General features: G+C 61.5%; 23 protein-coding genes. 9 read left to right on the top strand and 14 right to left on the bottom strand.

All coding sequences use genetic code 11. From position 1 onward, the window contains the following. Positions 1–49 precede the first annotated feature (49 nt). Together J3P86_RS06455 and J3P86_RS06450 are read right to left on the bottom strand one after the other, a co-directional pair. The gene (locus J3P86_RS06455; protein ID WP_434699698.1) at positions 50–553 is read right to left on the bottom strand and encodes a DUF4142 domain-containing protein; all 504 of its coding nucleotides are present in this window, start codon (positions 551–553) and stop codon (positions 50–52) included. A gap of 348 nt (positions 554–901) precedes the next feature. Further along, on the bottom strand, positions 902–2251 hold the full coding sequence (locus J3P86_RS06450) for a diguanylate cyclase domain-containing protein (protein ID WP_434695604.1): 1350 nt from the start codon (positions 2249–2251) through the stop codon (positions 902–904). 232 nt (positions 2252–2483) lie between these two features. Between J3P86_RS06450 and J3P86_RS06445 the strand changes: the two genes are divergently transcribed. Then, on the top strand, positions 2484–3503 hold the full coding sequence (locus J3P86_RS06445) for a DUF4917 family protein (RefSeq protein ID WP_434699697.1): 1020 nt from the start codon (positions 2484–2486) through the stop codon (positions 3501–3503). Positions 3504–3666: 163 nt separating this feature from the next. On the opposite strand, the gene J3P86_RS06440 is transcribed toward J3P86_RS06445, so the two are convergent. The 5 genes from J3P86_RS06440 to J3P86_RS06420 all read right to left on the bottom strand — a co-directional run bounded on the left by J3P86_RS06440 (position 3667) and on the right by J3P86_RS06420 (position 8085). Beyond that, positions 3667–4248 (bottom strand): DJ-1/PfpI family protein, encoded by a 582-nt coding sequence (locus J3P86_RS06440; RefSeq protein ID WP_434603030.1) that lies wholly within the window; start codon positions 4246–4248, stop codon positions 3667–3669. 218 nt (positions 4249–4466) lie between these two features. Continuing rightward, positions 4467–5684 carry a class I SAM-dependent methyltransferase gene (locus J3P86_RS06435; RefSeq protein ID WP_434695606.1) on the bottom strand — a complete coding sequence of 406 codons (1218 nt, stop codon included), beginning with the start codon at positions 5682–5684 and terminating at the stop codon, positions 4467–4469. A 290-nt stretch (positions 5685–5974) separates the two neighbouring features. Beyond that, positions 5975–6592 (bottom strand): TPM domain-containing protein, encoded by a 618-nt coding sequence (locus J3P86_RS06430; protein ID WP_434625566.1) that lies wholly within the window; start codon positions 6590–6592, stop codon positions 5975–5977. 27 nt (positions 6593–6619) lie between these two features. Further along, positions 6620–7369, bottom strand: coding sequence for a TPM domain-containing protein (locus J3P86_RS06425; RefSeq protein WP_434699695.1), 750 nt, complete (start codon positions 7367–7369; stop codon positions 6620–6622). A gap of 107 nt (positions 7370–7476) precedes the next feature. Continuing rightward, positions 7477–8085 carry a LemA family protein gene (locus J3P86_RS06420; RefSeq protein WP_305496253.1) on the bottom strand — a complete coding sequence of 203 codons (609 nt, stop codon included), beginning with the start codon at positions 8083–8085 and terminating at the stop codon, positions 7477–7479. 260 nt (positions 8086–8345) lie between these two features. Here J3P86_RS06420 and bglX point away from each other — a divergent pair, with 260 nt between their 5' ends. Further along, a complete protein-coding gene (gene bglX, locus J3P86_RS06415; RefSeq protein WP_434699694.1) occupies positions 8346–10637 on the top strand; it encodes a beta-glucosidase BglX in 2292 nt (763 codons plus the stop codon). Between the two features lie 132 nt (positions 10638–10769). On the opposite strand, the gene J3P86_RS06410 is transcribed toward bglX, so the two are convergent. From J3P86_RS06410 to J3P86_RS06390, 5 genes are all read right to left on the bottom strand, one after another. Then, on the bottom strand, positions 10770–11927 hold the full coding sequence (locus tag J3P86_RS06410) for a phospholipase D-like domain-containing protein (RefSeq protein WP_434699693.1): 1158 nt from the start codon (positions 11925–11927) through the stop codon (positions 10770–10772). 1 nt (position 11928) lies between these two features. After that, positions 11929–12519, bottom strand: coding sequence for a YceI family protein (locus J3P86_RS06405; RefSeq protein WP_434699692.1), 591 nt, complete (start codon positions 12517–12519; stop codon positions 11929–11931). 249 nt (positions 12520–12768) lie between these two features. Continuing rightward, positions 12769–13077: an amidase gene (locus J3P86_RS06400; RefSeq protein WP_434699691.1), complete on the bottom strand. Its 309-nt coding sequence runs from the start codon at positions 13075–13077 to the stop codon at positions 12769–12771. After that, positions 13074–14168 carry a serine hydrolase domain-containing protein gene (locus tag J3P86_RS06395; RefSeq protein WP_434699689.1) on the bottom strand — a complete coding sequence of 365 codons (1095 nt, stop codon included), beginning with the start codon at positions 14166–14168 and terminating at the stop codon, positions 13074–13076. Before J3P86_RS06395 ends, J3P86_RS06400 begins: the two co-directional genes overlap by 4 nt. A 183-nt stretch (positions 14169–14351) precedes the next feature. Continuing rightward, a complete protein-coding gene (locus tag J3P86_RS06390; protein ID WP_434699688.1) occupies positions 14352–15224 on the bottom strand; it encodes an acyl-CoA dehydrogenase in 873 nt (290 codons plus the stop codon). Between the two features lie 152 nt (positions 15225–15376). Between J3P86_RS06390 and olsB the strand changes: the two genes are divergently transcribed. Continuing rightward, entirely contained in the window at positions 15377–16132 is a 756-nt protein-coding gene (olsB, locus tag J3P86_RS06385) for an L-ornithine N(alpha)-acyltransferase (RefSeq protein WP_434653417.1), read from the top strand. Next, a complete protein-coding gene (locus tag J3P86_RS06380; protein ID WP_434625581.1) occupies positions 16132–16926 on the top strand; it encodes a lysophospholipid acyltransferase family protein in 795 nt (264 codons plus the stop codon). The genes olsB and J3P86_RS06380 overlap by 1 nt, the downstream gene beginning before the upstream one ends. Positions 16927–17040: 114 nt before the next feature. Here J3P86_RS06380 and J3P86_RS06375 read toward each other — a convergent pair whose 3' ends face one another. After that, positions 17041–17625 (bottom strand): ACP phosphodiesterase, encoded by a 585-nt coding sequence (locus J3P86_RS06375; protein WP_434625583.1) that lies wholly within the window; start codon positions 17623–17625, stop codon positions 17041–17043. Between the two features lie 152 nt (positions 17626–17777). Here J3P86_RS06375 and J3P86_RS06370 point away from each other — a divergent pair, with 152 nt between their 5' ends. The 4 genes from J3P86_RS06370 (at position 17778) to J3P86_RS06355 (ending at position 21043) form a co-directional block, all read left to right on the top strand. Next, complete coding sequence (locus tag J3P86_RS06370) at positions 17778–18080, top strand: ArsR/SmtB family transcription factor (protein WP_014336977.1); 303 nt, start codon at positions 17778–17780, stop codon at positions 18078–18080. A gap of 17 nt (positions 18081–18097) precedes the next feature. After that, positions 18098–19264 (top strand): MFS transporter, encoded by a 1167-nt coding sequence (locus J3P86_RS06365; RefSeq protein ID WP_305496263.1) that lies wholly within the window; start codon positions 18098–18100, stop codon positions 19262–19264. A 32-nt stretch (positions 19265–19296) separates the two neighbouring features. Further along, positions 19297–20346 (top strand): alkene reductase, encoded by a 1050-nt coding sequence (locus J3P86_RS06360; RefSeq protein WP_434699687.1) that lies wholly within the window; start codon positions 19297–19299, stop codon positions 20344–20346. A 172-nt stretch (positions 20347–20518) separates the two neighbouring features. Further along, positions 20519–21043: a hypothetical protein gene (locus tag J3P86_RS06355; RefSeq protein ID WP_434699685.1), complete on the top strand. Its 525-nt coding sequence runs from the start codon at positions 20519–20521 to the stop codon at positions 21041–21043. Positions 21044–21265: 222 nt separating this feature from the next. Here the strand turns inward: J3P86_RS06355 and J3P86_RS06350 are convergent, their stop codons facing one another. Continuing rightward, a complete protein-coding gene (locus J3P86_RS06350) occupies positions 21266–21898 on the bottom strand; it encodes a TetR family transcriptional regulator (protein WP_305496265.1) in 633 nt (210 codons plus the stop codon). 265 nt (positions 21899–22163) lie between these two features. On the opposite strand from J3P86_RS06350, the gene J3P86_RS06345 reads away from it, so the two are divergent. Further along, positions 22164–23321 carry an efflux RND transporter periplasmic adaptor subunit gene (locus J3P86_RS06345; RefSeq protein WP_434699683.1) on the top strand — a complete coding sequence of 386 codons (1158 nt, stop codon included), beginning with the start codon at positions 22164–22166 and terminating at the stop codon, positions 23319–23321. Position 23322 lies beyond the last annotated feature (1 nt).

Raw genomic sequence — 23322 nt, 5'->3', positions numbered from 1 at the left:
AGCCGGGACGCTGGCGTCCCGGTCCTGAGGTAAAAACAGGTGCGGCAAATCAGCGACTGGCCTGCAGCGCCCTGGCCATCTCAAGATGCGTCTGCAATTTGGGCAGGGTTTCGTCGGCGAACGCCTTGATCTCCGGCACGTTGGTGGTCTGGGCCTGTTGCTGGATCTGCTCGATGGCTTCCTCAGTGGCCTTGACCTGGCTGGCGGCATATGCCGCCTCGAACGACTCGCCCTCGGCCACTTGCGGCATCAAGGTCTTGGCCTTGTCCGCGACTTCTTCCCGGGGCGCGACGGGCAAGTCGAGCTTCTTGGCGATTTTCGCCAGGTGTTGGTTGGCGGTGGTGCGGTCGTTGATCACCATGATGGTGTAGTCCTTGACCTCCCTTGATTCCGCCTTCGAATGTGCGGCACGGCTGGCTTCGATATCAGCCATGCCTTTGGCGGATGCATCGTTGATGAATTCGGCGGGTGACTGGGCCCAGGCACTGCTGGCACCCAGGCCCATCAGCACGACAATACTGGTGGTGCGTAAAAAGGTGGCCATCCGGCTCATGGTCACGCCCTCCTCTGATAGAAAATTGCGACAGGGTTTCCCCCGCCGCTGAATCAGAACCACCGTTGAATATTCAGCGAGTCGTGCGATCCGGCTTGCGGCCGATCTCAGCCTTCAGCGGACTTTTATCGACACTCGCGGTGGTGGTTCTCCCACTTTTGCGACCCGCTTCAGACACCTTCGTTCGATCATGAGCAGTGTTTCCCGGATAAATGTTGCCTGACCCGCGCATGCTCGAGCCCTCCGTATTGCATGAATGATGGGCATGCCTGCCCCGTATTTCATTTGAAATGAGTCGGCATTCAAGGTTTGGAAAAAGCGCTGGCGCGACGACGAACGGTGAGGTGGTCAGATGCCGAAGGCCCGGTGATTGTGGCGTTTGGCTGCGTACATCGCCTCGTCGGCGTGGCGGAACAAGGTGATGTCTTCCGTGCCGTGTTCGGGGAAACACGCCACGCCAATGCTCGGTTCGATGCTCAGGCAATGACCGTCCAGCCGCAGCGGCTGGGCCAGCGCGTGACGAATCTGCTCCTGCACCCGGTCGGCGTCTGCCACGCTCTGGATGCTATGGAGCAGTACCACGAATTCATCGCCCCCGATGCGGGCGACAGTGTCGGTGTCACGTATGCAACCCTTGAGTCGGCTGGCCACCGCTTGCAGCAGCATGTCGCCAACGGCATGACCGTAGGTGTCGTTGATCTGCTTGAAGCGATCCAGATCGATGTAGAGCAATGCCATCCGCCCCGATGCAACACGGGCCGTGGTCAATGCGGCCTTGAAGCGGTCACGCAGCAACTCACGATTGGGTACCTGAGTGAGCTGATCGTACTGGGCCATGTGCTGCAACCGGGTATGCAGTTGCTGGCGCTCGATGGCAATCGCAATCTGCGCGCAAACATACTGCAGCAATTCCTTGTCCTGCTCGGTGTAGCGCTCGTTATCCGCCGCGCTCTTGACGATCAACGCGCCAATCGTGCCGCTCTGCGAATTCAGTGGCACACCCAGCCAGCACGGCGCGTCCGGTTTCGCCACGAGGTCGTGCAGCTCCACGGGCAACGAGCTGGAGCCGGGCGTCAGCAGGATCGGCTGACCGCTGCGTATGACTTCGGCACACAAACGCCCAATGGTCGTACCCGGCAGTTCCGGCTGTCGCTCCCGGTCGTCGACGTGATAGGGAAAGTTGAGCTGGGCACATTGCTCGTCATACAACGCCACCGAAAAATTCAGTGCCGGCAGCCACTCGCCGATTATCGAATGGATACGTTTGAACAACGCCAGCAGGTCGGCGGCAGCATGGGCGGCCTCGGAAATCGCGTACAACGCGGCCTGCCGGGACTCCGCCTGCTTGCGCTCGGTGATGTCCCGCGCCACGGCGATCCGCAATTGGTCAGGCTCGGACCAGCGCGCCGACCAGAGGATATGGACGACCCCACCGTCCTTGCGCAGATAGCGGTTCTCGAAATTGAGCTTGGGTTCTCCGCGCATGACTTCGCGCGCCGCATCAAGGGTCCGCTGGCGGTCGGCAGGGTGGACCATATCGATCATCGAACGGCCGATCAGCTCCTTCGGCGTGTAGCCGAAGATCCGCTCGCTGGCGGCACTGACAAACACGAAACGCCCCAGGGCGTCGACGGCGCACACGGCATCCATCAGCAGATCAAGGTAACCGGCCAGCGGCGTGGAGTTTCGAATATCCATGGCACAGAAGCCATCCGGGAATGCAGCAATGAACGAACCGGGAAATCGCCAGGCCAGCGCGCGCCCTGAATACCGGTGAGGATAGCCCAGGCGCCCGGTCCGCCGCAGTAAACCGCTCGGTCAGAACGCCTGAAAGGTTATCGGCCGGTCACGACGTATCTTGATCTGGCTCAGGACTGGGTCGTGATAAAGTCGCGTCCTGCCTTTGCCACGTTTTGAGATGACTTTCGCAATGACCGATTTCCAGGAATACGACGCCCGGCTCGAAAATTGGGAGACGTTGCGCACCGACACCGCTTTCAGCGGCCTGCTGGTGGGCAATGGCGCGAGCCGCGCCGTGTGGGACGATTTCGGCTATGACTCGTTGTTCGAGAACGCCCGCACCGTCGAGGAAAAACCACTGAGCCCTTCGGAACTGAGCGTCTTCGACGCCCTGCAGACCCGCAGTTTCGAGCAGGTACTGGGCGCGTTGAAAACCACCAGCCGGGTCAACAAGGCCCTGGCCGTCAGCTCCGCCGCCCCGCGCAATCGCTATTACGCGATCAAGGAAGCCTTGATCAACACCGTGCACGCGGTGCATATCCCCTGGCGACTGGTGCAACCCTCGACCCTGGGAAGTCTCAATCAGGAGCTGGGCCGCTACCGCACAGTGTTCACCACCAACTACGATCTGCTCAGCTATTGGGCGATCCAGCATACGCCCGAGAACCTCACCGATCTGTTCCTGGGTGCCGATCACAGCTTCGATCCGAGTCGGACCAGTACAGACAAGCCGCGCCTGTTGTATCTGCACGGCGGCCTGCATTTGGTGCGCGACCAGGACGGCACGGCACGCAAGCTCGCTTCCACCGAAGGCACGCTGTTGGGCAGTTTTGCCATCAACAACACCCTCAAGACCCTCGACGACGTGCCGCTTTTTGTCAGCGAAGGGCCGAGCCAGGACAAACTCAAGACCATCCGCAGCAGCGATTACCTGTCGTTCTGCTACGACCAGTTGTTGCACCACGACGACAATCTGTGTCTGTTCGGCCACGCCTTGGGCGAGCAGGACAGCCATATCGTCCATGCCCTGCGCCAAGCGGCGCCGAGGACCGTGGCCATCTCGATTTACCCGCGCAGCCAGGCGTTCATCCAGCATCAGAAGCGGCATTACGCCAAATTGTTCGAGGGCCTGGACACGCAATTGCGCTTCTTCGATGCCAAGACCCACCCACTGGGCGATCCGAAGCTGGCGGTGCCGGTGGAGGTTTAGATCAGACGGGCAGCGCAGAACCGTGGCGAGGGAGCTTGCTCCCGCTCGACTGCGAAGCGGTCGCCATTTACGCGATGGGACCGCTTCGCGCTCCAGCGGGAGCAAGCTCCCTCGCCACAAGAGCTCACTCTATCGGACGAGTGCGGCGCGTAGCCCCTGGCTTCTACAAGGTGATGGCCGTGCCCAGCAGCGTCAGGAACCCCGCCAGCCAGTTCGGATGGGCGGGCCACGCCGGTGCGGTGGCCAGGTTGCCTTGGACATGGGCTTCGGTCACTGGAATATCGATGAACGTCCCGCCGGCCAGGCGCACCTCCGGAGCACATGCTGGATAGGCGCTGCATTCGCGCCCTTCCAGGATGCCTGCCGCCGCCAGCAATTGCGCCCCATGGCACACCGCGGCGATCGGCTTGCCCGCCAAATCGAAATCGCGCACCAGTTGCAGGACGCTTTCATTCAGGCGCAGGTATTCCGGCGCACGACCGCCCGGCACCAGCAGCGCGTCATAGTCGCTGGCCTGGACGCTGGCGAAATCATGGTTGAGGGCAAACAGATGCCCAGGCTTCTCGCTGTAGGTCTGGTCGCCTTCGAAATCATGGATCGCGGTGCGCACCGTCTGTCCGGTGGTTTTGTCCGGGCACACCGCGTGCACTGTGTGGCCGATCATCTGCAAGGCCTGAAAAGGCACCATCACTTCATAATCTTCGACGTAATCGCCGACCAGCATGAGGATTTTCTTCGCGGCCATGGCATGGGCTCCTTTGGGATGCGTGGGGGAACGCATTAAAGGTAGTCCGCAGTAGCGATCTCCCGAGATTAACTGACGGATTGCACCTTCAGGAATGGCGAATGAACCTGTGGGAGCGAGCCTGCTCGCGAAAACGGTGTGTCAGCTCAGTAACTACCGGCTGAAATAATGCTTTCGCGAGCAGGCTCGCTCCCACAGGGTTCGGGGCAGGCGAACTGTCAGGCGAGGTAGCCGTCAGCCCGCAGCAGCGTTTCCAGGCAATGTTCGGTGATGCGGTAAAACGCCTTCAGCTCTTCGATCCTGGCGAGGAGTTCGATGGCATCCACCGGTTCCGGGCGCTTGACCGCCAGGATCATCTTGTTCTTGTTGGTGTGGTCCAGGGAGATGAACTCGAATACCTTGGTCTCGTAGCCACAGGCTTCGAGGTACAGCGCCCGCAGACTGTCGGTGACCATTTCCGCCTGTTGGCCCAGGTGCAGGCCATATTGGAGCATCGGCTTGAGCAGCGCCGGGCTCTGGATCTGCAGGCGGATCTGCTTGTGACAGCACGGTGAACACATGATGATCGAGGCTCCCGAGCGGATGCCCATGTGGATCGCGTAGTCGGTGGCAATGTCGCAGGCATGCAGGGCGATCATCACGTCCACTTCACGCGGCGCGACGCTGCGCACGTCCCCGTGCTGGAACTCCAGGCCCGGATGCTCAAGCCGCGCGGCGGCTTCGTTGCACAGCTTGACCATGTCCTCGCGCAATTCGACGCCTGTCACCAGCCCCTCGGCCTGCAAGGTGTTGCGCAAGTAATCATGGATGGCGAACGTCAGGTAGCCCTTGCCCGAGCCGAAATCCGCGACCCGCACCGGTTTGTCCAGCGCCAGCGGCGAAGACGTCAACGCGTGGCTGAAGACTTCGATGAACTTGTTGATCTGCTTCCACTTGCGCGACATCGCCGGAATCAGCTCGTGCTTGTGGTTGGTCACGCCCAGGTCGGCGAGGAACGGCCGGCTCAGATCGAGGAAGCGGTTTTTTTCACGGTTGTGCCCCGCGGACGGCACTTCCCGCAGTTGCTGGGGCTTGCTCTTGAACAACGAGCTCTTGCCCTTCTTGCTGTATTCCAGCTGCGCCTCGTCAGTGATTGCCAGCAGATGTGCGTTCTTGAACGAGGCCGGCAACAGCGCGGCGACCGTCTCAACGCCTTCGGCCAGCGGGAAGTTCTTGGTGATGTCGCGCGTCTTGTAGCGGTAGACGAAGGACAGGCACGGCTGATCCTTGACCGTCAGTTGCTTGATGATCAGCCGCTGCAGATCGGCTTCGTCACCGACGTATTTGGCCAGTACGAGCTTGATGAAGGCGTTCTGCCCAAGGCTGGCCTGCAACAGCTCGATGAACTGGGCGTGGTGATCCGGCGCGGGACGGGCGGAAGTTGCAGTGACGGACATGGAAAAGCGGCCTCGGGGCGGGCGGATCGGGAATGGCGGGTATTTTAGGGGGGATGGGAAGCCAGGGCACGGGGAATTTCCCCAACGGTGCAAAAGTGATAGTCCATCTTCATAGGTCAACAGGCTTCTGTGGCGAGGGAGCTTGCTCCCGCTCGGCTGCGAAGCAGTCGCCCGATTTGAGGCCTGACTCAACCCTTCAGACCGATGGGGAGCGCTTCGCACTCCAGCGGGAGCAAGCTCCCTCGCCAAAATGGCGCTCCCGCCACAACGGTGTCCGACAGAAAATAGTGTCAGCCGAGCACCACCAACCGATTCGGCAACTCATTGCGCGCATGGGTCACCGGCACATGCGCCTTGAGCAGTTCGCCGCAGGCTTCAATGCACGTCACAAAGCCTTGCAACGTCTGGCCCTGGCGAACCTGCTGGGTAAATGCCGCGACAATCGCCTCCCAATGCTTATTGTCGAGTCGCTTGGAAATGCCCTCGTCCACCAGGATTTCCACATACCGCTCGGCCTCGCAAACGAAGATCAGCATGCCTGTGCCGTCCACCGTATGGTGCAGGTTCTGCTCGAGAAATTGCCGGCGCGCCAGGTTCGACGCTCGCCAGTGACGTACTGAGCGAGGGATCAGGTACGTGGTGATAGCAGGCAGGCGAAACAGCAGGCACAACCCGATGAAACTGCCCCACTGCACCAACAGCAAGCTGTGCGTGGTCAGCCAGCCCGTCAGGTAATGCACCACGCCGGGGGCCACCAGGGCCAGCAAGCTGGCCCAGAGCAGCGGGATGTAGGCGTAGTCGTCGGCGCGAGCAGCAAGCACCGTTACCAGTTCGGCATCGGTGTCGCGCTCGACCCGGGCAATGGCCTCGGCCACCTTGCGTTGTTCGTGTTCAGTCAGTAATGCCATGTCAAAAATGCCTGCTCATTATTATGCTCACCAGCCGCCCGACGAACCGCCGCCACCAAAACTGCCTCCGCCACCGCTGAAGCCTCCGCCACCGCCGCCGCCGAAACCGCCACCGCCGCTTCTGGAGCTGCCACCGCCGGAACCGCCACTGCTCGGCAGGATACCAAGCACCTGGCAAACGCCTATCGTCAGGATGAACAGCATCGCCAGGAAGATTATCAGCCCCGCATGCCGGTCGATGAAGTCGCCCTCACCCTGCCCTCCCGCGTCATACGCAGGGGCTGGCTCATCCAGCGGACTGCCGCCCAACACCACGAGCATCGCCGCGACGCCGTCGCTGATGCCCTTGTTGAAATTTCCCGTCTTGAATGCCGGAGTGATGACCTGATTGATGATGACGGAGCTCTGGGCATCGGTCAGCCGATCTTCCAGGCCATACCCCACTTCGATCCGCAGTTTACGGTCATCGCGGGCGACGATCAGCAGCGCGCCGTTGTTTTTATCCTTCTGCCCGATGCCCCAGTGGCGGCCTAATTGGTAACCGAAGTCTTCGATGCTGGTGCCCTGCAGGTCCGGCAGGGTGACGACAACCACCTGCTCACTGGTCGCCTGCTCATGGGCCTTGAGTTGCGCATCGAGTTGCGTGCGCACCGACGGGTCGAGTAGTTGGGCGGAGTCCACCACCCGCCCCGTCAATGCCGGAAATTTCAACTCGGCCTGGGCCGTGATGGCAAAGACCCAGAGCAACAGCACCAGGCCAAATTTCAACACTCGCATCAGAACTCCTGTGTGGGAGCGAGCTTGCTCGCGATAGCGGTGGATCAGTTTGCATCAATGCTGGATGTTTGGCCGCCATCGCGAGCAAGCTCGCTCCCACAGTTTTTTCAGAACTTCACTTCAGGCGCTTTTTCGGCATTCGGGCTGGTCGCCTCGAAGGTTTCGCGGATCGGCAAGTCGCTGTACATCACGCTGTGCCACAGGCGGCCGGGGAACGTACGGATTTCGGTGTTGTACTTCTGCACCGCCAGGATGAAGTCGCGACGCGCCACGGCAATGCGGTTCTCGGTGCCTTCGAGTTGCGATTGCAACGCCAGGAAGTTCTGGTTGGCCTTCAGGTCCGGGTAGCGCTCGGACACCACCATCAAGCGGCTCAACGCCCCGCTCAACTGGTCCTGGGCTTGTTGGAACTGCTTGAGTTTTTCCGGATTGTCCAAGGTATTGGCATCGACCTGGATCGAGGTGGCCTTGGCCCGCGCTTCGATTACTGCGGTCAGGGTTTCCTGTTCGTGCCGGGCATAACCCTTGACGGTTTCCACCAGGTTGGGAATGAGGTCGGCGCGGCGTTGGTATTGGTTCTGCACCTGACCCCAGGCCGCCTTGGCCTGCTCGTCCAGCGTCGGGATGTTGTTGATGCCACAACCGGCCAGCAATGTTGTGAAGAGCATCAGGGCCAGCATTTGCAGGCCGCGAAGGTGGTTCAGTCGTGGATTCATCAGGTCAAGCGCTCCCTTGCATTGCATTAAAAAAACACCGCCACCTATCTTACCGGCGTCTGGGGCATAATCGCCGCCGCACTGGATCGAATCGGGTTGATGGGCTAAAAGATGCCCGGTGCGAAACTAAGTTCATCGGCACAAGCTCGAAAGTGTGCTGCATTTAACTGGAAACACCCGAACAACAATAGCCGCTCCTCACATTTAGGCTGACCGGCGTGTCCTGATCACCGCCCTTTAGGCTTGCGAGAAAACAATTCATGAAGAAGCTGTGTTTGCTGGGCCTGTTTGTCACCCTGGCCAGTCAATCCGTATTAGCCGACAACCTGCCAGCCCCCATGGAGAACAAGGACGCTTTCATCAGCAGCCTGATGAAGCAGATGACCCTCGAGGAAAAGATCGGCCAACTGCGCCTGATCAGCATCGGCCCGGAAATGCCCCGGGAGATGATCCGCAAGGAAATTGCCGCGGGCAACATCGGTGGTACGTTCAACTCCATCACCCGCGACGAAAACCGTCCGATGCAGGACGCGGCCATGCGCAGCCGGTTGAAGATCCCGATGTTCTTCGCCTATGACGTGATCCATGGCCACCGGACCATTTTCCCGATTCCCCTGGCCCTGGCTTCGAGCTGGGACATGGACGCCATCTACCGCTCCGGTCGTATCGCGGCCAAGGAAGCGGCGGCCGACAGCCTGGACATCACCTTTGCGCCGATGGTCGATATCTCCCGCGACCCGCGCTGGGGCCGGACCTCCGAAGGTTTCGGCGAGGACACTTACCTGGTGTCGCGCATTGCCGGGGTGATGGTCAAGGCATTCCAGGGCAGCGGCGCCAACGCCGCCGACAGCATCATGGCCAGCGTCAAGCACTTCGCCCTGTATGGCGCGGTGGAAGGCGGCCGGGACTACAACACCGTGGACATGAGCCCGGTGAAAATGTACCAGGACTACCTGCCGCCCTACCGCGCTGCCATCGACGCCGGTGCAGGCGGGGTGATGGTCGCGCTGAACTCCATCAACGGCGTGCCGGCCACCGCCAACACCTGGCTGATGCACGACCTGTTGCGCAAGGAATGGGGCTTCAAGGGCCTGGCCGTCAGCGACCACGGGGCGATTTTCGAGTTGATCAAGCATGGCGTCGCCCGGGACGGTCGCGAAGCGGCAAAACTGGCGATCAAGGCCGGCATCGACATGAGCATGAACGACTCGCTCTACGGCAAAGAGCTGCCAGGACTGCTCAAGGCTGGCGAAATCGAGCAGAGCGACCTTGATAACGCGGTGCGTGAAGTGCTGGCCGCCAAGTACGACATGGGCCTGTTCAAGGACCCGTACCTGCGCATCGGCAAGGCCGAGGATGACCCGGCCGACGTCTATGCCGACAGCCGCATGCATCGCGCCGATGCCCGTGACGTGGCGCGCCGCAGCCTGGTACTGCTGGAAAACCGCAACCAGACCCTGCCTCTGGAGAAGACCGCGAAGGTCGCCCTGGTCGGTCCGCTGGCCAAGGCGCCGATCGACATGATGGGCAGCTGGGCCGCCGCCGGTCGCCCGGCGATGTCGGTCACCGTGTACGACGGCATGGCCCGTGCGCTGGGCGGCGAGTCGAAGCTGATCTACGCCCGTGGCGCCAATATCACCGGCGACAAGAAGGTGCTCGACTACCTCAACTTCCTCAATTTCGACGCACCGGAAGTGGTGGATGACCCGCGCCCGGCCCAGGTGCTGATCGATGAAGCGGTGAAAGCCGCCAAGGAAGCCGACGTGGTCGTGGCCGCCGTGGGCGAGTCCCGTGGCATGTCCCACGAGTCCTCGAGCCGCACCGAGTTGAACATCCCGGCCAGCCAGCGCGAGCTGATCAAAGCCCTGAAAGCCACCGGCAAACCCTTGGTGCTGGTGCTGATGAACGGCCGTCCGCTGTCGCTGCTGGAGGAACAACAGCAAGCCGATGCGATCCTGGAAACCTGGTTCAGCGGCACCGAAGGCGGCAACGCCATTGCTGACGTGCTGTTCGGCGACTACAACCCGTCGGGCAAGCTGCCGATCACCTTCCCACGCTCGGTCGGGCAGATTCCTACCTACTACAATCACCTGAGCATCGGCCGGCCGTTCACGCCGGGCAAGCCGGGCAACTACACCTCGCAATATTTCGACGACACCACCGGCCCGCTCTACCCGTTCGGCTATGGCTTGAGCTACACGACGTTCAACCTGTCGGACATGGCCTTGTCGTCCACCACGCTGAACAAGACCGGCAAGCTCGACGCCAGCATCACCCTGGAAAACACCGGCGAGCGTGACGGTGAAACCGTGGTGCAGCTGTACATCCAGGATGTGACCGGGTCGATCATCCGCCCGGTCAAGGAGCTGAAGAACTTCCGCAAGGTGATGCTCAAGGCCGGCGAGAAGAAAGTCATCCACTTCACCATCACCGAAGACGACCTGAAGTTCTTCAACGCCCAGCTCAAGTACGCCGCTGAACCGGGCAAGTTCAACGTGCAGATCGGCCTGGATTCCCAGGACGTGAAGCAGCAGAGTTTCGAGTTGCTCTGAGCCAGCCGCACCGCAATCCCCCTGTGGGAGCGAGCCTGCTCGCGAAGGCGATCTTTCAGTCACTGCATCATTGACTGTCGGACCGCTTTCGCGAGCAGGCTCGCTCCCACTGTTGTATCTGTGGTGTCTGGACTAACCCCGTCGATCCAGCAGATTCACCACCAGCCGGTCCACCCATCCCCACAACCGTTGCTTGACGCGCTTCCACAGCGGCCGGCGCTGCCAGGCGTCGAGGCTCACTTGCAGGCTTTGGTCGAAATCGCGCTCAAAACTGATCGCCACGGCCTTGCTCAGTCCTGAGTCCAATGCTTCCAGATTGGCCTCCAGGTTGAAGCGCAGGTTCCAGTGATCGAAATTGCACGAGCCGATGCTGACCCAATCGTCCACCAGAACCATTTTCAAATGCAGGAAACATGGCTGGTATTCATAGATCTTCACACCGGCCTTGAGCAGGCGCGGGTAATAACGATGGCCGGCGTAGCGCACGGAGGGGTGATCGGTGCGCGGGCCGGTCAGCAGCAGGCGCACATCGACGCCCCGGGCGGCGGCCTTGCGCAAGGAGCGGCGCACGTTCCAGGTCGGCAGGAAATACGGCGTGGCCATCCAGATACGTTTCTGACCGCTGTTTAACGCCCGGGACAGTGATTGCAGGATGTCGCGGTGCTGGCGGGCGTCGGCATAGGCCACCCGGCCCATGCCCTCGCCTACCGGCGGAACACGGGGCAAGCGCGGCAAGCCGAAATTGGAAGCCGGTTTCCAGGCCCGACGATGGCGGTTGGCGAGCCACTGGCGGTCGAACAGAAGCTGCCAGTCGAGCACCAGCGGGCCGACGATTTCCACCATCACCTCGTGCCAGTCGCTTTGGTCTTCCAAAGGGTTCCAGAATTCGTCGGTGACCCCGGTGCCGCCGACCACCGCCAGGCGCTGATCGACCAGCAGCAGCTTGCGATGGTCGCGGTAAAGATTGCGCACCCAGCGACGCCAGCTCAGGCGATTGTAGAACCGCAGCTCCACACCTGCCTCGACCAGGCGATTGCGCAGGCCCAGGGTAAACGCCAGGCTGCCGTAGTCGTCGAACAGGCAGCGCACGCGAACACCCCGCTCGGCGGCCTGGACGAGCGCCTGGACCATCGCCTCGGCGCAAGCGCCCGCCTCCACCAGATACAGCTCCAGTTCCACCTGCTCCTGGGCGCGGGCGATTTCCACCAGCATGCGCGGAAAGAACTGCGGACCGTCGATCAACAACTCGAAGCGATTGCCTTCGCGCCAGGGAAATACCGGACCGCTCATGTCAGCGCGCCGTGAAAATCAGCACCGCATTCACCGGCACCGACAGGCTGATGGTCGACAATCCGGCCAGTGCGCGCAGCTTTTCCAGGCCCGGCGTCAGGCCGAAATCCGCCGCGTTGAGCACCACCGGCTCCAGGGTCACGACCTGGAAACGTCGCTCATCCAGGCGCGTCGCCAGCAGTTGGGCGTTGTATTCGTGCTGCTTGCCATGCAGGTCCACCGTTACCGGCAGGCGCAACTCCAACTGTGCGCCGTTGGCCAGGTCCTGGATCGGCATCAGGTCAAGCTGCGCGGTGATAGTGGCTTCGGCAAACTGCTTGATCTCGAACAGCTCGGCGCGCATGCGTTCGTCCCGCAGCGGGACGCCGCTGTTGATGGACTCCAGCTCGACCTCCAGCCGCGCCAGGCCCTTGGGCTGGACCTGGCCATGAAGCACGAGAAAGCGCTGGACCTCGGACACATTGCCGTTTTTGCTGCTGATAAACGAAAGCCGCGACGATTCGCCGTCCAGGTACCAGTCGGCCTGGGCCGGCAACGCGGCGCAGGCCAGCAGCAACGTGATGACAGCGTGGGGGAGAAACCGCTTGAACATACAGACTCGGAGGGCAGAGAAACCTGTGGCGAACCTTAACCGGGACGGGGGCGATTGCAAACTGTCGGTTTCGACAACTGCAGGAACACTGCGAATCTTGTGGCGAGGGGATTTATCCCCGCTGGGTTGCGTAGCAACCCCAAAACAGACGAAGTGATTCGTCAATTGGAAACTCATTCAGCTATAGGACTGCTACGCAGCCCAACGGGGATAAATCCCCTCGCCACAGGGTCCGCTTCGTTTATGGATTTACTCCAACCGACACCCCTGCCGCTCGCCGATCCAGCGCGCACTGTGGCTACGCCCCAACCCGCTGACCGTGACGCGTCTGGCTTCAACACTCTCGAAAAAATCACTGACGGGAACCGACTGCTTCACATACCCGCGGCAATACTCGGCTGGCTGCCGCATCACATAGCGGCACGAGCAATACTCCTTGGCGGTGTACGCGCTGATGATGTCGGGGAAGGCCTGCAGGGCTACCCGCTCCAACCAGACCCAACCGAACAGGGCAATGAGCAGCACCGACGCCAGGCTGAGCAACACGTTGCGTCTCATGGTCGCACCGCCCCGGCGAAGGCCGCCATGGCGCGCTTGAGCAATTCGTTGTGGCGGTAGCTGCCGTCGCGGTCATCGCCGTAGCGCACAATCACCAGCCTGGCGCTGGGAATGATATACAGCGCCTGGCCCCAGTGACCGAGCGCGGCGAACGTATCCGGCGGTGCGTCAGGCCATGGGCGGAGGGTGGAGTCGGCACCGCGATTGAGCCACCAATGCCCGCCAGGCACGGCTTCATCCTGGCCCGCCTGGAATCCGGCGAAAGGCTCGCGATTGAATGCTATCCAGTCTTTGGACACCAATTGTCGGTCGCCCCAGCGGCCATCGCGCTGCATCAACAAGCCGACACGCGCCAGGTCCTGCGCCGTCAGGTAGGTATAGGACGACCCGACAAACGTGCCGCTGGCGTCGGTTTCCCAGGTCGCGTGGCGGATGCCCAGCGGTTCGAACAGGGCCGTCCAGGGGTAATCGGCATAGCGCGCCGGGCCGACGATGGTTTTCAGCGCCGCCGCCAGCAGGTTGCTGTCGCCACTGGAGTAACGGAACACTTGCCCGGGCGGGCCGAAGCTTGCGTGCGCGGCAGTGAACGCCGCCATGTCGTGGCGCCCCCGCGTGTAGAGCATCGCCACCACCGAGGAATTGAGTGGCGCGTATTCGTAGTCTTCCTGCCAGTCCAGGCCGGAAGTCCAATGAAACAGATCGGCCAGGGTCATGTCCGGGTGCCGCTGCAGCGGCGGGTAGTACTTGGCAGCGGGATCATCCAGGGCGAACAGCCTTTCGCCGTAGGCCACGCCGAAGATTGTCGCCAGCAGGCTTTTACTGATGGACCAGGTCAGGTGCGGAGTCTGGGCGGTCGTGGGTCCGGCGTAGCGTTCATAGACCAGTCGGCCGTCCTGGATGATCAGGAGCGCGTCGGTGCGGATGCCCTCGCGGGTGCTGTCATCCCTTTGGGTAAAGGCGTATTGCTCCAGCGCTTCAAGGGCCGGCCCGGTGGGCGTCGGGCCGGTTGGCCATTGTTCTGAGGGCCAGTCTTCAGCGCCGGCTGTGAGGGTCAACAGCAACAGCGGAAGCAACAGCCAGCGTCTGGGCATGCGTGGGGCTCGCAGGGTTGAACCTGCAGAGCCTAGCCGGGCTTGATGACAGTTTGAGTGTGTGGGGCGCCCGGTGGGAGCGAGCCTGCTCGCGAAAGCGCCGGATCTGTGGCGTGGATGCAGGCTGACACTCCGCTATTCGCGAGCAGGCTCGCTCCCACATAGATCCCGTCGCTCCAAAGGCTAGCCCAACGCCTTGGCCAACCGCTTGGCCCGCGCGCCCGCCGCGATATCCATGACTCCTTTGTCGCGCCCCCACATTTCTCGCCACGACGCCGGCCCAGCAGCCAGTGCCTCGTTCAATTCAACATCAAGCCCCTTGAACTGCGCGAACAGCCCACCCAGCAGCACATGCCCGGCCGCACTGGACGGATTTTGCCGACTTACCTCCGCGCACCCCGCCAGCAGAGCCAACAGGCGCAGTTGCAAGGCCTGCGGCCAATCACACTCCTGGCCCACACCATAGAGCCAGGCAGCCATTGCACTGAGCACATAAAGGTCTTCCAGGGTACGGAACGGTTTGACGTAGGCATCCCAGCCGTCCCCTGGCAGCACTTCGCACAACGCGCCATCGAGCAATACCCGAGCATGGCCGATGTCCGGCATCAAGGGGATGGCGGGGAGTTTTTCCAGGTTTACACCGGGTTCTCCGCCATAGACCACCGCCAGCTTCAGCCGCGGTGCTTCGCCGGCCGCTTCGCTTCGGGCCGCGATCAGCAGCCATTCGGCGGCATCGCCCGCGGTGACGAAATCCTTGCGTCCATTCACCCGCAAGTCGCTGAGACGGGTCTGCATATCCGCCGGGCGCAGGCTGCGCTGCTCGGTGGCGCACAAGGCGCCGAGGCTCTGCGGCGCGCTTGGCCAGAGCGCCCGCAGGGCCGCCTGGTAGCCCACCAGGAACGCGAGCCCCGGCGTGGCCATCAACTTGGCGCCGGCCACGGCCAGCTCGAATGGCGTGACCGGCCCCAGCCGTTGCAACAAGCCCGCGTAACCTTCCGCCAGATCCACAAAGGCAGGCAACCGCTCGCCGCGTTCGATCAGGGTTTGCCAAGGCATGGGGGTTCCTCGTGGGCTGTCATATAAGCATCACCAAAGCTTCATGGCGATGACACCGGGGCTACATAGCCTGACTTTGCACAACATGGCTGCATAAAGAAAGTCGATTGGCTCACCCCAAGACGGGTGTAAAGCCCGCACGGAGATTCGCTATGACTCAGATCGCCCGCATCAGCGACACCGGCAATGAACGCCGCCTGCAAGCCGAACGCCTGATTGGCGCCAAGGCCTTGCACGAAGCACAGGCCCTGCGCTTCAACGTCTTCAGCGGCGAATTCAACGCCAAGCTCAAGGGCGCGGAACTGGGTCTGGACATGGATGACTATGATGTTCACTGCGCCCACATCGGCGTACGCGACCTGAACACCGGCCGCCTCGTGGCCACCACCCGCCTGCTCGACCACCAGGCCGCCAGCAGCCTGGGCCGGTTCTACAGCGAAGAAGAATTCAGCCTGCACGGGCTGGTCCATCTCCAGGGTCCGATCCTGGAAATCGGCCGCACCTGCGTCGACCCGGCCTACCGCAACGGCGGCACCATCGCGGTGCTCTGGGGCGAACTGGCCGAAGTCCTCAATGAAGGCGGCTACAGCTACCTGATGGGTTGCGCGAGCATTCCGATGCAAGACGGCGGCATCCAGGCCCAGGCAATCATGCAACGCCTGCGCGAACGCTACCTGTGCACCGAACACCTGCAAGCCGTGCCGAAAAAACCCTTGCCGGCACTGGACGTTCCGTCCAACGTCATCGCCGAGATGCCACCGCTGCTCAAGGCGTATATGCGCCTGGGCGCGAAGATTTGCGGCGAGCCGTGCTGGGACGAGGATTTCCAGGTCGCCGACGTGTTCATCCTGCTCAAGCGCGACGAACTCTGCCCGCGTTATGCCCGTCACTTCAAGGCGGCGGTGTGATGAGCCGGCTGCGGGTGTACGCGCGAATCGCGCGCGTGTTGCTGGTCGTCGCGCTGGGCCTGGCCATGGCCAGTGTGTTCGGGCTGCTGGAACGCCTGGGGCTGGCCCATTCGATGGTGCGCCGCCAGCGCTGGTCGAGGTTTTTCATGGCGCGACTGAGCAATGCCCTGCCCTTTCGCGTCACCGTTCATGGACACCTGCCAAAACAGCCGATGCTGTGGGTCAGCAACCATGTGTCCTGGACTGACATTCCGCTGCTGGGCATGCTCACGCCGCTGTCATTCCTGTCCAAGGCCGAAGTGCGCACCTGGCCGGTGGCTGGATGGCTGGCGGCCAAGGCCGGCAGCCTGTTCATCCGGCGCGGCTCGGGCGACAGCCAATTGATTCGTAAACAGATGAGCCGCCATCTGGAGCAAGCGCATCCGCTGCTCATGTTCCCTGAGGGCACGACCACCGACGGACGTTCGCTGCGCACGTTCCATGGTCGCCTGCTGTCGGCGGCCATCGATGCCGACGTGGCCTTGCAACCGGTGGCGATCCGTTACCTGCGTAACGGCAAACCCGACTTGCTGGCTCCCTTCATTGGCGATGATGACCTGCTGTCGCACCTGATGCGCCTGTTTGCCAATGACCTGGGCGACGTGGAAATCCACTTGCTGAAGCCCATCGCCTGCCACGGCCAGGAACGCGCGGCCCTGGCGTTCCAGGCGCAACAGGCGGTGCACAAGGCGCTGTTCGGAACGATTCCAGAGAAACAGCAAGCGCCGGTACGGCCTGCGGCGATTGCGGCTTGATCCGAATCCGCATGAGCCCCCTGTGGGAGCGAGCCTGCTCGCGAAGACGGTGTGTCAGCCAATATTTTTATCGACTGATGCACTGTCTTCGCGAGCACGCTCGCTCCCACAATATCAATTTTGCGGTGTGATCTGATTCTGCGCAAAATCCTGCAACTGTGGATAGAACAACCGAAAATCCTCGCTCAACGGCTCATACAGCCTGACCAACTCCTCCATCGCCCCGGCCAGTTCCTCGGGCCGCGACAGGCGCCGGGAAATACCGCGCAGCACCTGCCCGAGCACGTCGAATTCCCTATAGGAACCCAACCAGTCATCCGCTGCCATGAACGGCGCGATCTGCGCCAGGCGCCCGGGCAGTTGCGCTTCGGCGGCGAGCACCTGGTAGACCCGGGAAGTGAAATCCAGCAGCGGCCCTTCGCCGTACTGCGCCCAGTCGCGGGCCAGGCAATGGTCGAAAAACACATCCAGCACGATCCCGGCATAACGCCGGCGGACCGTGGAGAAGCGCGACAAGGCGATATCCACCAACGGATGGCGATCGGTGTACATGTCGATGCGTCGATGCAGGGCGATCGCCGCTTCGATCTGCGGAGTGAACTGCCCCTGCAGCGGCCCTTTGACGAAATCGCCGTAGAGGCTGCCGAGCAGTTGTTCCCGGCCAGGGCCGCCGAGGTGCAGGTGTGCGAGATAGTTCATGGCGGGCAGCTTACCATCGCCACGCCTATATCGTTATAACCCGATATAGCGATTTGTTCGTCCCTCAGATCAAATACATATTGGTATATCGCGAAGCAACGATTTAAGGTTCGCCTCATCGCGATATAGCGTTATACATAAGAGCTGCCCCAATGACCCTCGACCTCGACGAAATAATAAAAGCCCTGGCGCACCCAGTACGGCGAGACATCCTCAACTGGCTCAAGGACCCCAAAGTCCAGTTCCCCGAACAGTTGCACAACCATGAATTCGGTATTTGCGCCGGCCAGATCGATCAGCGCTGCGGCCTTTCGCAGTCCACGGTTTCGGCGCATCTGGCGGTGCTGCAGCGGGCGGGGTTGATCACCAGCCAGAAGGTCGGTCAATGGCACTTCTTCAAACGCAACGAGGACGTGATCCAGCAATTCCTCAAGCAAATGAGCCAAGAGCTCTGACCTGACAAGGATTCGAAATGCCCCTTTCACTCTTGATTCTGGCGCTCAGCGCCTTCGCCATCGGCACGACGGAATTCGTCATCATGGGCCTGTTGCCCGATGTGGCGGCGGACCTCGGCGTATCGATTCCCGGCGCCGGCTGGCTGGTGACCGGCTATGCGCTGGGCGTGGCCATCGGTGCGCCGTTCATGGCAATGGCCACCGCGCGGCTGCCGCGCAAGGCTGCGCTGGTGGCGCTGATGGGGATTTTCATAGTCGGCAACCTGCTCTGCGCCGTCGCCAGCGACTACAACGTACTGATGTTCGCCCGGGTCGTTACTGCCCTGTGTCACGGTGCGTTCTTCGGCATCGGCTCGGTGGTGGCGGCCGGCCTGGTGGCGCCGAACAAGCGCGCTTCGGCCGTGGCCCTGATGTTCACTGGCCTGACCCTGGCCAACGTGCTCGGCGTACCGCTGGGCACCGCACTGGGCCAGCAGGCCGGCTGGCGCTCGACTTTCTGGGCCGTGACGGTCATCGGTGTGATCGCGCTGATCGGCCTGATCCGCTTCCTGCCGGCCAAGCGCGACGAGGAAAAACTCGACATGCGTGCCGAGCTGGTGGCGCTCAAGGGCGCAGGCCTGTGGCTGTCGCTGAGCATGACTGCGTTGTTCTCCGCCTCGGTGTTCACGCTGTTTACCTACGTCGCCCCCCTGCTCGGCGAAGTCACCGGCGTTTCGCCCCGTGGCGTGACCTGGACCCTGGTCCTGATCGGCCTCGGCCTGACGCTTGGCAACATCATCGGCGGCAAGCTGGCGGACAAGAGCCTGGCGAACACGCTGATGGGCGTCTTTTTGACCATGGCGCTGGTATCCACCGTACTGAGCTGGACCAGCGTGGCGCTGATCCCGACTGAAATCACCCTGTTCCTCTGGGCCACCGCCTGCTTTGCCGCCGTGCCGGCCTTGCAAGTCAACGTGGTGACCTTCGGCAAAGCCGCGCCAAACCTGGTGTCCACCCTGAACATCGGTGCCTTCAACATCGGCAATGCCTTGGGTGCCTGGGTCGGCGGCAGTGTCATCGACCATGGCCTGGGCCTGACAGCCGTGCCCCTGGCCGCCGGCGCGCTGGCCGTGCTGGCGCTGCTGGTAACCCTGATCACTTTTCGCCAGGGCGGCAATGCCGACCTGGCCCCTGCCACTCACTGACTTTTAACCCTTCACTTGCGAGGTTGCATTTCATGGCGACAATTTTCGACCCCATCAAACTCGGTGACATCGAGCTGAAAAACCGCATCATCATGGCCCCGCTCACCCGCTGCCGCGCTGACGCAGGCCGAGTCCCCAACGCGCTGATGGCCGAGTATTACGTGCAACGCGCCTCCGCCGGGCTGATCCTCAGCGAAGCCACTTCGGTGACGCCGATGGGCGTGGGCTACCCCGATACCCCAGGCATCTGGTCCAACGACCAGGTACGCGGCTGGGCCAACGTGACCAAAGCCATCCACGGCGCCGGCGGCAAGATTTTCCTGCAGCTCTGGCACGTCGGCCGGATTTCCCACCCGTCCTACCTGGACGGTGAGCTTCCGGTGGCTCCGAGCGCCATCCAGCCCAAGGGGCATGTGAGCCTGGTACGTCCGCTGGCCGACTACCCGACGCCGCGCGCATTGGAAACCGCGGAAATCGCCGACATCGTCGATGCCTACCGCGTGGGTGCCGAAAACGCCAAGGCCGCCGGGTTTGATGGCGTGGAAATTCATGGCGCCAACGGCTACCTGCTCGACCAGTTCCTGCAAAGCAGCACCAACCAGCGCACCGACAACTACGGCGGCTCCCTGGAAAACCGTGCTCGCCTGCTGCTGGAAGTGACTGATGCGGCGATCGAAGTCTGGGGCCCCGGCCGCGTGGGCGTCCACCTGGCGCCGCGCGCCGACTCCCATGACATGGGCGACGAAAACCGCCTGGAAACCTTCAGCTATGTGGCCCGCGAACTGGGCAAGCGTGGCATCGCCTTCATCTGCTCGCGCGAGAAAGAAGGCGCGGACAGCATCGGCCCGCAACTGAAGCAAGCGTTCGGCGGCCCGTACATTGCCAATGAGCGCTTCACCAAAGAGAGTGCCAATGCCTGGCTGGCGGAAGGCAAGGCTGACGCCGTGGCGTTCGGCGTGCCGTTCATTGCCAACCCGGACCTGCCGGCACGCTTGAAAGCCGATGCACCGCTGAACGAACCTCACCCGGAAACCTTCTATGGCAAAGGACCGGTGGGGTATATCGACTATCCAGTCATGTAATTAACCCGCCGCAAACAAAAAGCCCCGCCTTTGCACAGCGGGGCTTTTTGTTTAAACATTTCGTCGACATCTAAAAGTTCTAAATAAAACTTCAATCATTCATATTGCCTCTGGTCGTCACGAGTAAATTAGCGACGACCAAACATCAACTATCTCAAGCAAAGAGAGCAATATGAATAACTTTCCAGAAAACCCAGCAGATACAAAACCAAACGATTCCGCTGAAGAAAAAGCGTACCACGAACACTACGACAGGCAGATCCAGGCGTTGGAATCTGCCAAGGCGCCCGCCCACTCAACACGATTCATCATGAAAGTCGTCAACAATACCGAGCACGACCTTGATGCCAATAAAAACACGCTTGGCCTGAGCGCCGACAACCTCGCCACCTTGCAACTTCCCTCGGGAGGTATCAGCGTCTATGGTCAAGACTTCCGCTACGTTCGAAACCCAGGCTCTCGCAGCAAGGACATATACCACCACTGTATTCAATTCGGCGGAATGACGGTGGGAGCTTTCGTTGAGTTTGGTTTGCGCGTTGACACTTCGTTCGGGCTTTTCGCGCCGACAGTGACGCCAGTTCGGATATGTAAAATCATGTCTATCGGCACCACCCCAATCAACTGTACTGCCCGTATTACTCGTGCATTAAGCACAGACCCTTATAGCTTTACCATGGAGGTGACGCTGGGCTGAACACTTGTTACCCGAGCGCCTGGAAATCTGCCTGTTGCGCCGGCATTACGCCCTGACGGGGCTCGCTTGCCGGACCAAACACAATTTTCCTACAAAGTAACGCGTGTGCTGACTGTCAACGAATCAGCACTACGTATATAAAGTGCCCCGAACCCGGAACCATTCCGTCAGGGCCGTCCGAATGAGCTATTGACATAAACCGACTCAATTACGCATTTTGTTTCATTTGCGCAGGTTAGGGCTCAGGCGCAGCATGTCCAACCCGATATCCACCCAGCGCTCGGCCTCACCGGCCAGGGCGAAGCTGTCCGGCGCCAGCAGCCACTGATACAGGATCCCGTCGATATAGGCATGGATAGCCACCGCAGCTCTCTCGGGATCCAGGTCATCCGGCATCTGACCGCGTTTCATTGCATTGCGCAGGGACAGCGCGATTCGCACGTTACAGTCGAGGCTGACCTCGCGCCGCTGCTGGCGCAAGTCGCACATTTCATCGGTGAATTCGCACTTATGGAACAGAATCTCATTAATGCGGCGGGTTTTCGGGTCCAGGGCCACCTGCTGGAACAACCTCACCAGCAGCTTGCGCACGCACCCCAGCGGGTCGAGTTCCTCCTCGCTTTCGCTGGCGCGGGCCAACTCATCGAGCGGCTCATGCAAGGTATCGAGCATGGCCTGGAGCAAATCCGCCTTGTTGCTGAAATGCCAGTAGATCGCACCACGCGTCACACCGGCCAGCGTCGCGATGTCGGCCAGCGTCGTTCGCGCCACGCCGCGCTCGAAGAAGGCCTTTTCGGCCGCTTCAAGGATCTGGCTGCGAGTCTCCAGGGCTTCTTCTTTGGTACGACGTACCATGGCAGTAAACACCTCAATCAGGATGCGTAAGCAATGCGTAAGGATCGGTTGGATAACCTATGAGGCAGCGCCTGTCGGAACGCGTCCCCGGACTGCATCGGCCTTTGTCAGGCTTTTGTAAATACGGATGGTACGCAATTTGGCTGTTTACAAACAACCATGTACGTAAGTATATTTCTTAGCAACCTATTAATTGAATAATGCTCATTTTTTAACCTTCCACTTTTCGAGTGCGCCTGTTGCGCGCCTGGACCCGAGGATTTCCATGCAATTCAAGCCAGCTGTTACCGCTCTGGTCACTGCCATCGCCCTGGCATCGCTGCTCAGCGGATGCAACAAGGAAGAGGCTGCCCCTGCCCCTCCCCCTCCTCAGGTCGGCGTCGTAACCCTCAAGACTCAGCCTTTTACCCTGACCTCCGAATTGCCGGGCCGCACCAGTGCGTTCCGCGTCGCCGAAGTGCGTCCGCAGGTCAACGGCATCATCCTCAAGCGCCTGTTCAAGGAAGGCGCCGACGTCAAGGCCGGCCAGCAGCTGTACCAGATCGACCCGGCCGTCTATGAAGCGAACCTCAAGAGCGCCGAGGCCAACCTGCGATCCACCAAGTCGATCGCCGATCGCTACAAGCAATTGGTCGACGAGCAGGCCGTCAGCCGCCAGGAGTACGACACCGCCGTGGCCAACCGCCTGGAGTCGGAAGCGAACCTGCAGACGGCCCAGATCAACGTGCGCTACACCAAAGTCTACGCGCCGATTTCCGGTCGCATCGGGCGCTCCTCGGTCACCGAGGGTGCGCTGGTGAGCAATGGCCAGACCGACGCCCTGGCGACCATCCAGCAACTCGATCCGATCTACGTCGACGTGACGCAGAGTTCCGTCGAGCTGCTGAACCTGCGCCGTGAGCTGGAAAGCGGTCGCTTGCAGAAGGCTGGCGATAATGCCGCCATGGTCAAGCTGACGCTGGAAGACGGCAGCCAGTATCCCCATGAAGGCAAGCTGGAGTTCTCTGAAGTCTCGGTCGACCCGACCACTGGTTCCGTGACCTTGCGCGCCGTGTTCCCCAACCCTGAGCACACGCTGCTGCCGGGCATGTTTGTCCACGCGCAGCTGCAGGCCGGCGTGAACAGCGCCGCAATCCTGGCGCCGCAGCAAGGCGTGACCCGCGACCTCAAGGGTACGCCGACTGCGCTGGTCGTGGGCGCGGACAACAAGGTCGAGCTGCGTCAGCTCAAGGCCAGCCGTACCGTCGGCAGCCAGTGGCTGATCGAAGACGGCCTCAAGGCCGGTGATCGCCTGATCACCGAAGGGTTGCAGTACGTACGGCCAGGGGTGGAAGTCAAAGCCACCGAAGCCACCAACGTCGACGCAAAGAACCCGGCCCCCGCTCAGGCAGCTGACAAAGCCGCCGGCGGCAAAGGGGAGTAAA

This window comes from Pseudomonas sp. D1-1, assembly GCF_051132225.1.
Lineage (GTDB): Bacteria > Pseudomonadota > Gammaproteobacteria > Pseudomonadales > Pseudomonadaceae > Aquipseudomonas.
The sequence above is the reverse complement of the archived record's forward strand: the minus strand, read 5'-3'. Positions and strand labels throughout refer to the sequence as shown.

What these genes read in the sequence shown, in the direction of transcription:
- J3P86_RS06455 (WP_434699698.1), bottom strand. Translation starts at nt 553, where the DNA reads ATGAGCCGGATGGCCACCTTTTTACGCACCACCAGTATTGTCGTGCTG.
- J3P86_RS06450 (WP_434695604.1), bottom strand. Translation starts at nt 2,251, where the DNA reads ATGGATATTCGAAACTCCACGCCGCTGGCCGGTTACCTTGATCTGCTG.
- J3P86_RS06445 (WP_434699697.1), top strand. Translation starts at nt 2,484, where the DNA reads ATGACCGATTTCCAGGAATACGACGCCCGGCTCGAAAATTGGGAGACG.
- J3P86_RS06440 (WP_434603030.1), bottom strand. Translation starts at nt 4,248, where the DNA reads ATGGCCGCGAAGAAAATCCTCATGCTGGTCGGCGATTACGTCGAAGAT.
- J3P86_RS06435 (WP_434695606.1), bottom strand. Translation starts at nt 5,684, where the DNA reads ATGTCCGTCACTGCAACTTCCGCCCGTCCCGCGCCGGATCACCACGCC.
- J3P86_RS06430 (WP_434625566.1), bottom strand. Translation starts at nt 6,592, where the DNA reads ATGGCATTACTGACTGAACACGAACAACGCAAGGTGGCCGAGGCCATT.
- J3P86_RS06425 (WP_434699695.1), bottom strand. Translation starts at nt 7,369, where the DNA reads ATGCGAGTGTTGAAATTTGGCCTGGTGCTGTTGCTCTGGGTCTTTGCC.
- J3P86_RS06420 (WP_305496253.1), bottom strand. Translation starts at nt 8,085, where the DNA reads ATGAATCCACGACTGAACCACCTTCGCGGCCTGCAAATGCTGGCCCTG.
- bglX (WP_434699694.1), top strand. Translation starts at nt 8,346, where the DNA reads ATGAAGAAGCTGTGTTTGCTGGGCCTGTTTGTCACCCTGGCCAGTCAA.
- J3P86_RS06410 (WP_434699693.1), bottom strand. Translation starts at nt 11,927, where the DNA reads ATGAGCGGTCCGGTATTTCCCTGGCGCGAAGGCAATCGCTTCGAGTTG.
- J3P86_RS06405 (WP_434699692.1), bottom strand. Translation starts at nt 12,519, where the DNA reads ATGTTCAAGCGGTTTCTCCCCCACGCTGTCATCACGTTGCTGCTGGCC.
- J3P86_RS06400 (WP_434699691.1), bottom strand. Translation starts at nt 13,077, where the DNA reads ATGAGACGCAACGTGTTGCTCAGCCTGGCGTCGGTGCTGCTCATTGCC.
- J3P86_RS06395 (WP_434699689.1), bottom strand. Translation starts at nt 14,168, where the DNA reads ATGCCCAGACGCTGGCTGTTGCTTCCGCTGTTGCTGTTGACCCTCACA.
- J3P86_RS06390 (WP_434699688.1), bottom strand. Translation starts at nt 15,224, where the DNA reads ATGCCTTGGCAAACCCTGATCGAACGCGGCGAGCGGTTGCCTGCCTTT.
- olsB (WP_434653417.1), top strand. Translation starts at nt 15,377, where the DNA reads ATGACTCAGATCGCCCGCATCAGCGACACCGGCAATGAACGCCGCCTG.
- J3P86_RS06380 (WP_434625581.1), top strand. Translation starts at nt 16,132, where the DNA reads ATGAGCCGGCTGCGGGTGTACGCGCGAATCGCGCGCGTGTTGCTGGTC.
- J3P86_RS06375 (WP_434625583.1), bottom strand. Translation starts at nt 17,625, where the DNA reads ATGAACTATCTCGCACACCTGCACCTCGGCGGCCCTGGCCGGGAACAA.
- J3P86_RS06370 (WP_014336977.1), top strand. Translation starts at nt 17,778, where the DNA reads ATGACCCTCGACCTCGACGAAATAATAAAAGCCCTGGCGCACCCAGTA.
- J3P86_RS06365 (WP_305496263.1), top strand. Translation starts at nt 18,098, where the DNA reads ATGCCCCTTTCACTCTTGATTCTGGCGCTCAGCGCCTTCGCCATCGGC.
- J3P86_RS06360 (WP_434699687.1), top strand. Translation starts at nt 19,297, where the DNA reads ATGGCGACAATTTTCGACCCCATCAAACTCGGTGACATCGAGCTGAAA.
- J3P86_RS06355 (WP_434699685.1), top strand. Translation starts at nt 20,519, where the DNA reads ATGAATAACTTTCCAGAAAACCCAGCAGATACAAAACCAAACGATTCC.
- J3P86_RS06350 (WP_305496265.1), bottom strand. Translation starts at nt 21,898, where the DNA reads ATGGTACGTCGTACCAAAGAAGAAGCCCTGGAGACTCGCAGCCAGATC.
- J3P86_RS06345 (WP_434699683.1), top strand. Translation starts at nt 22,164, where the DNA reads ATGCAATTCAAGCCAGCTGTTACCGCTCTGGTCACTGCCATCGCCCTG.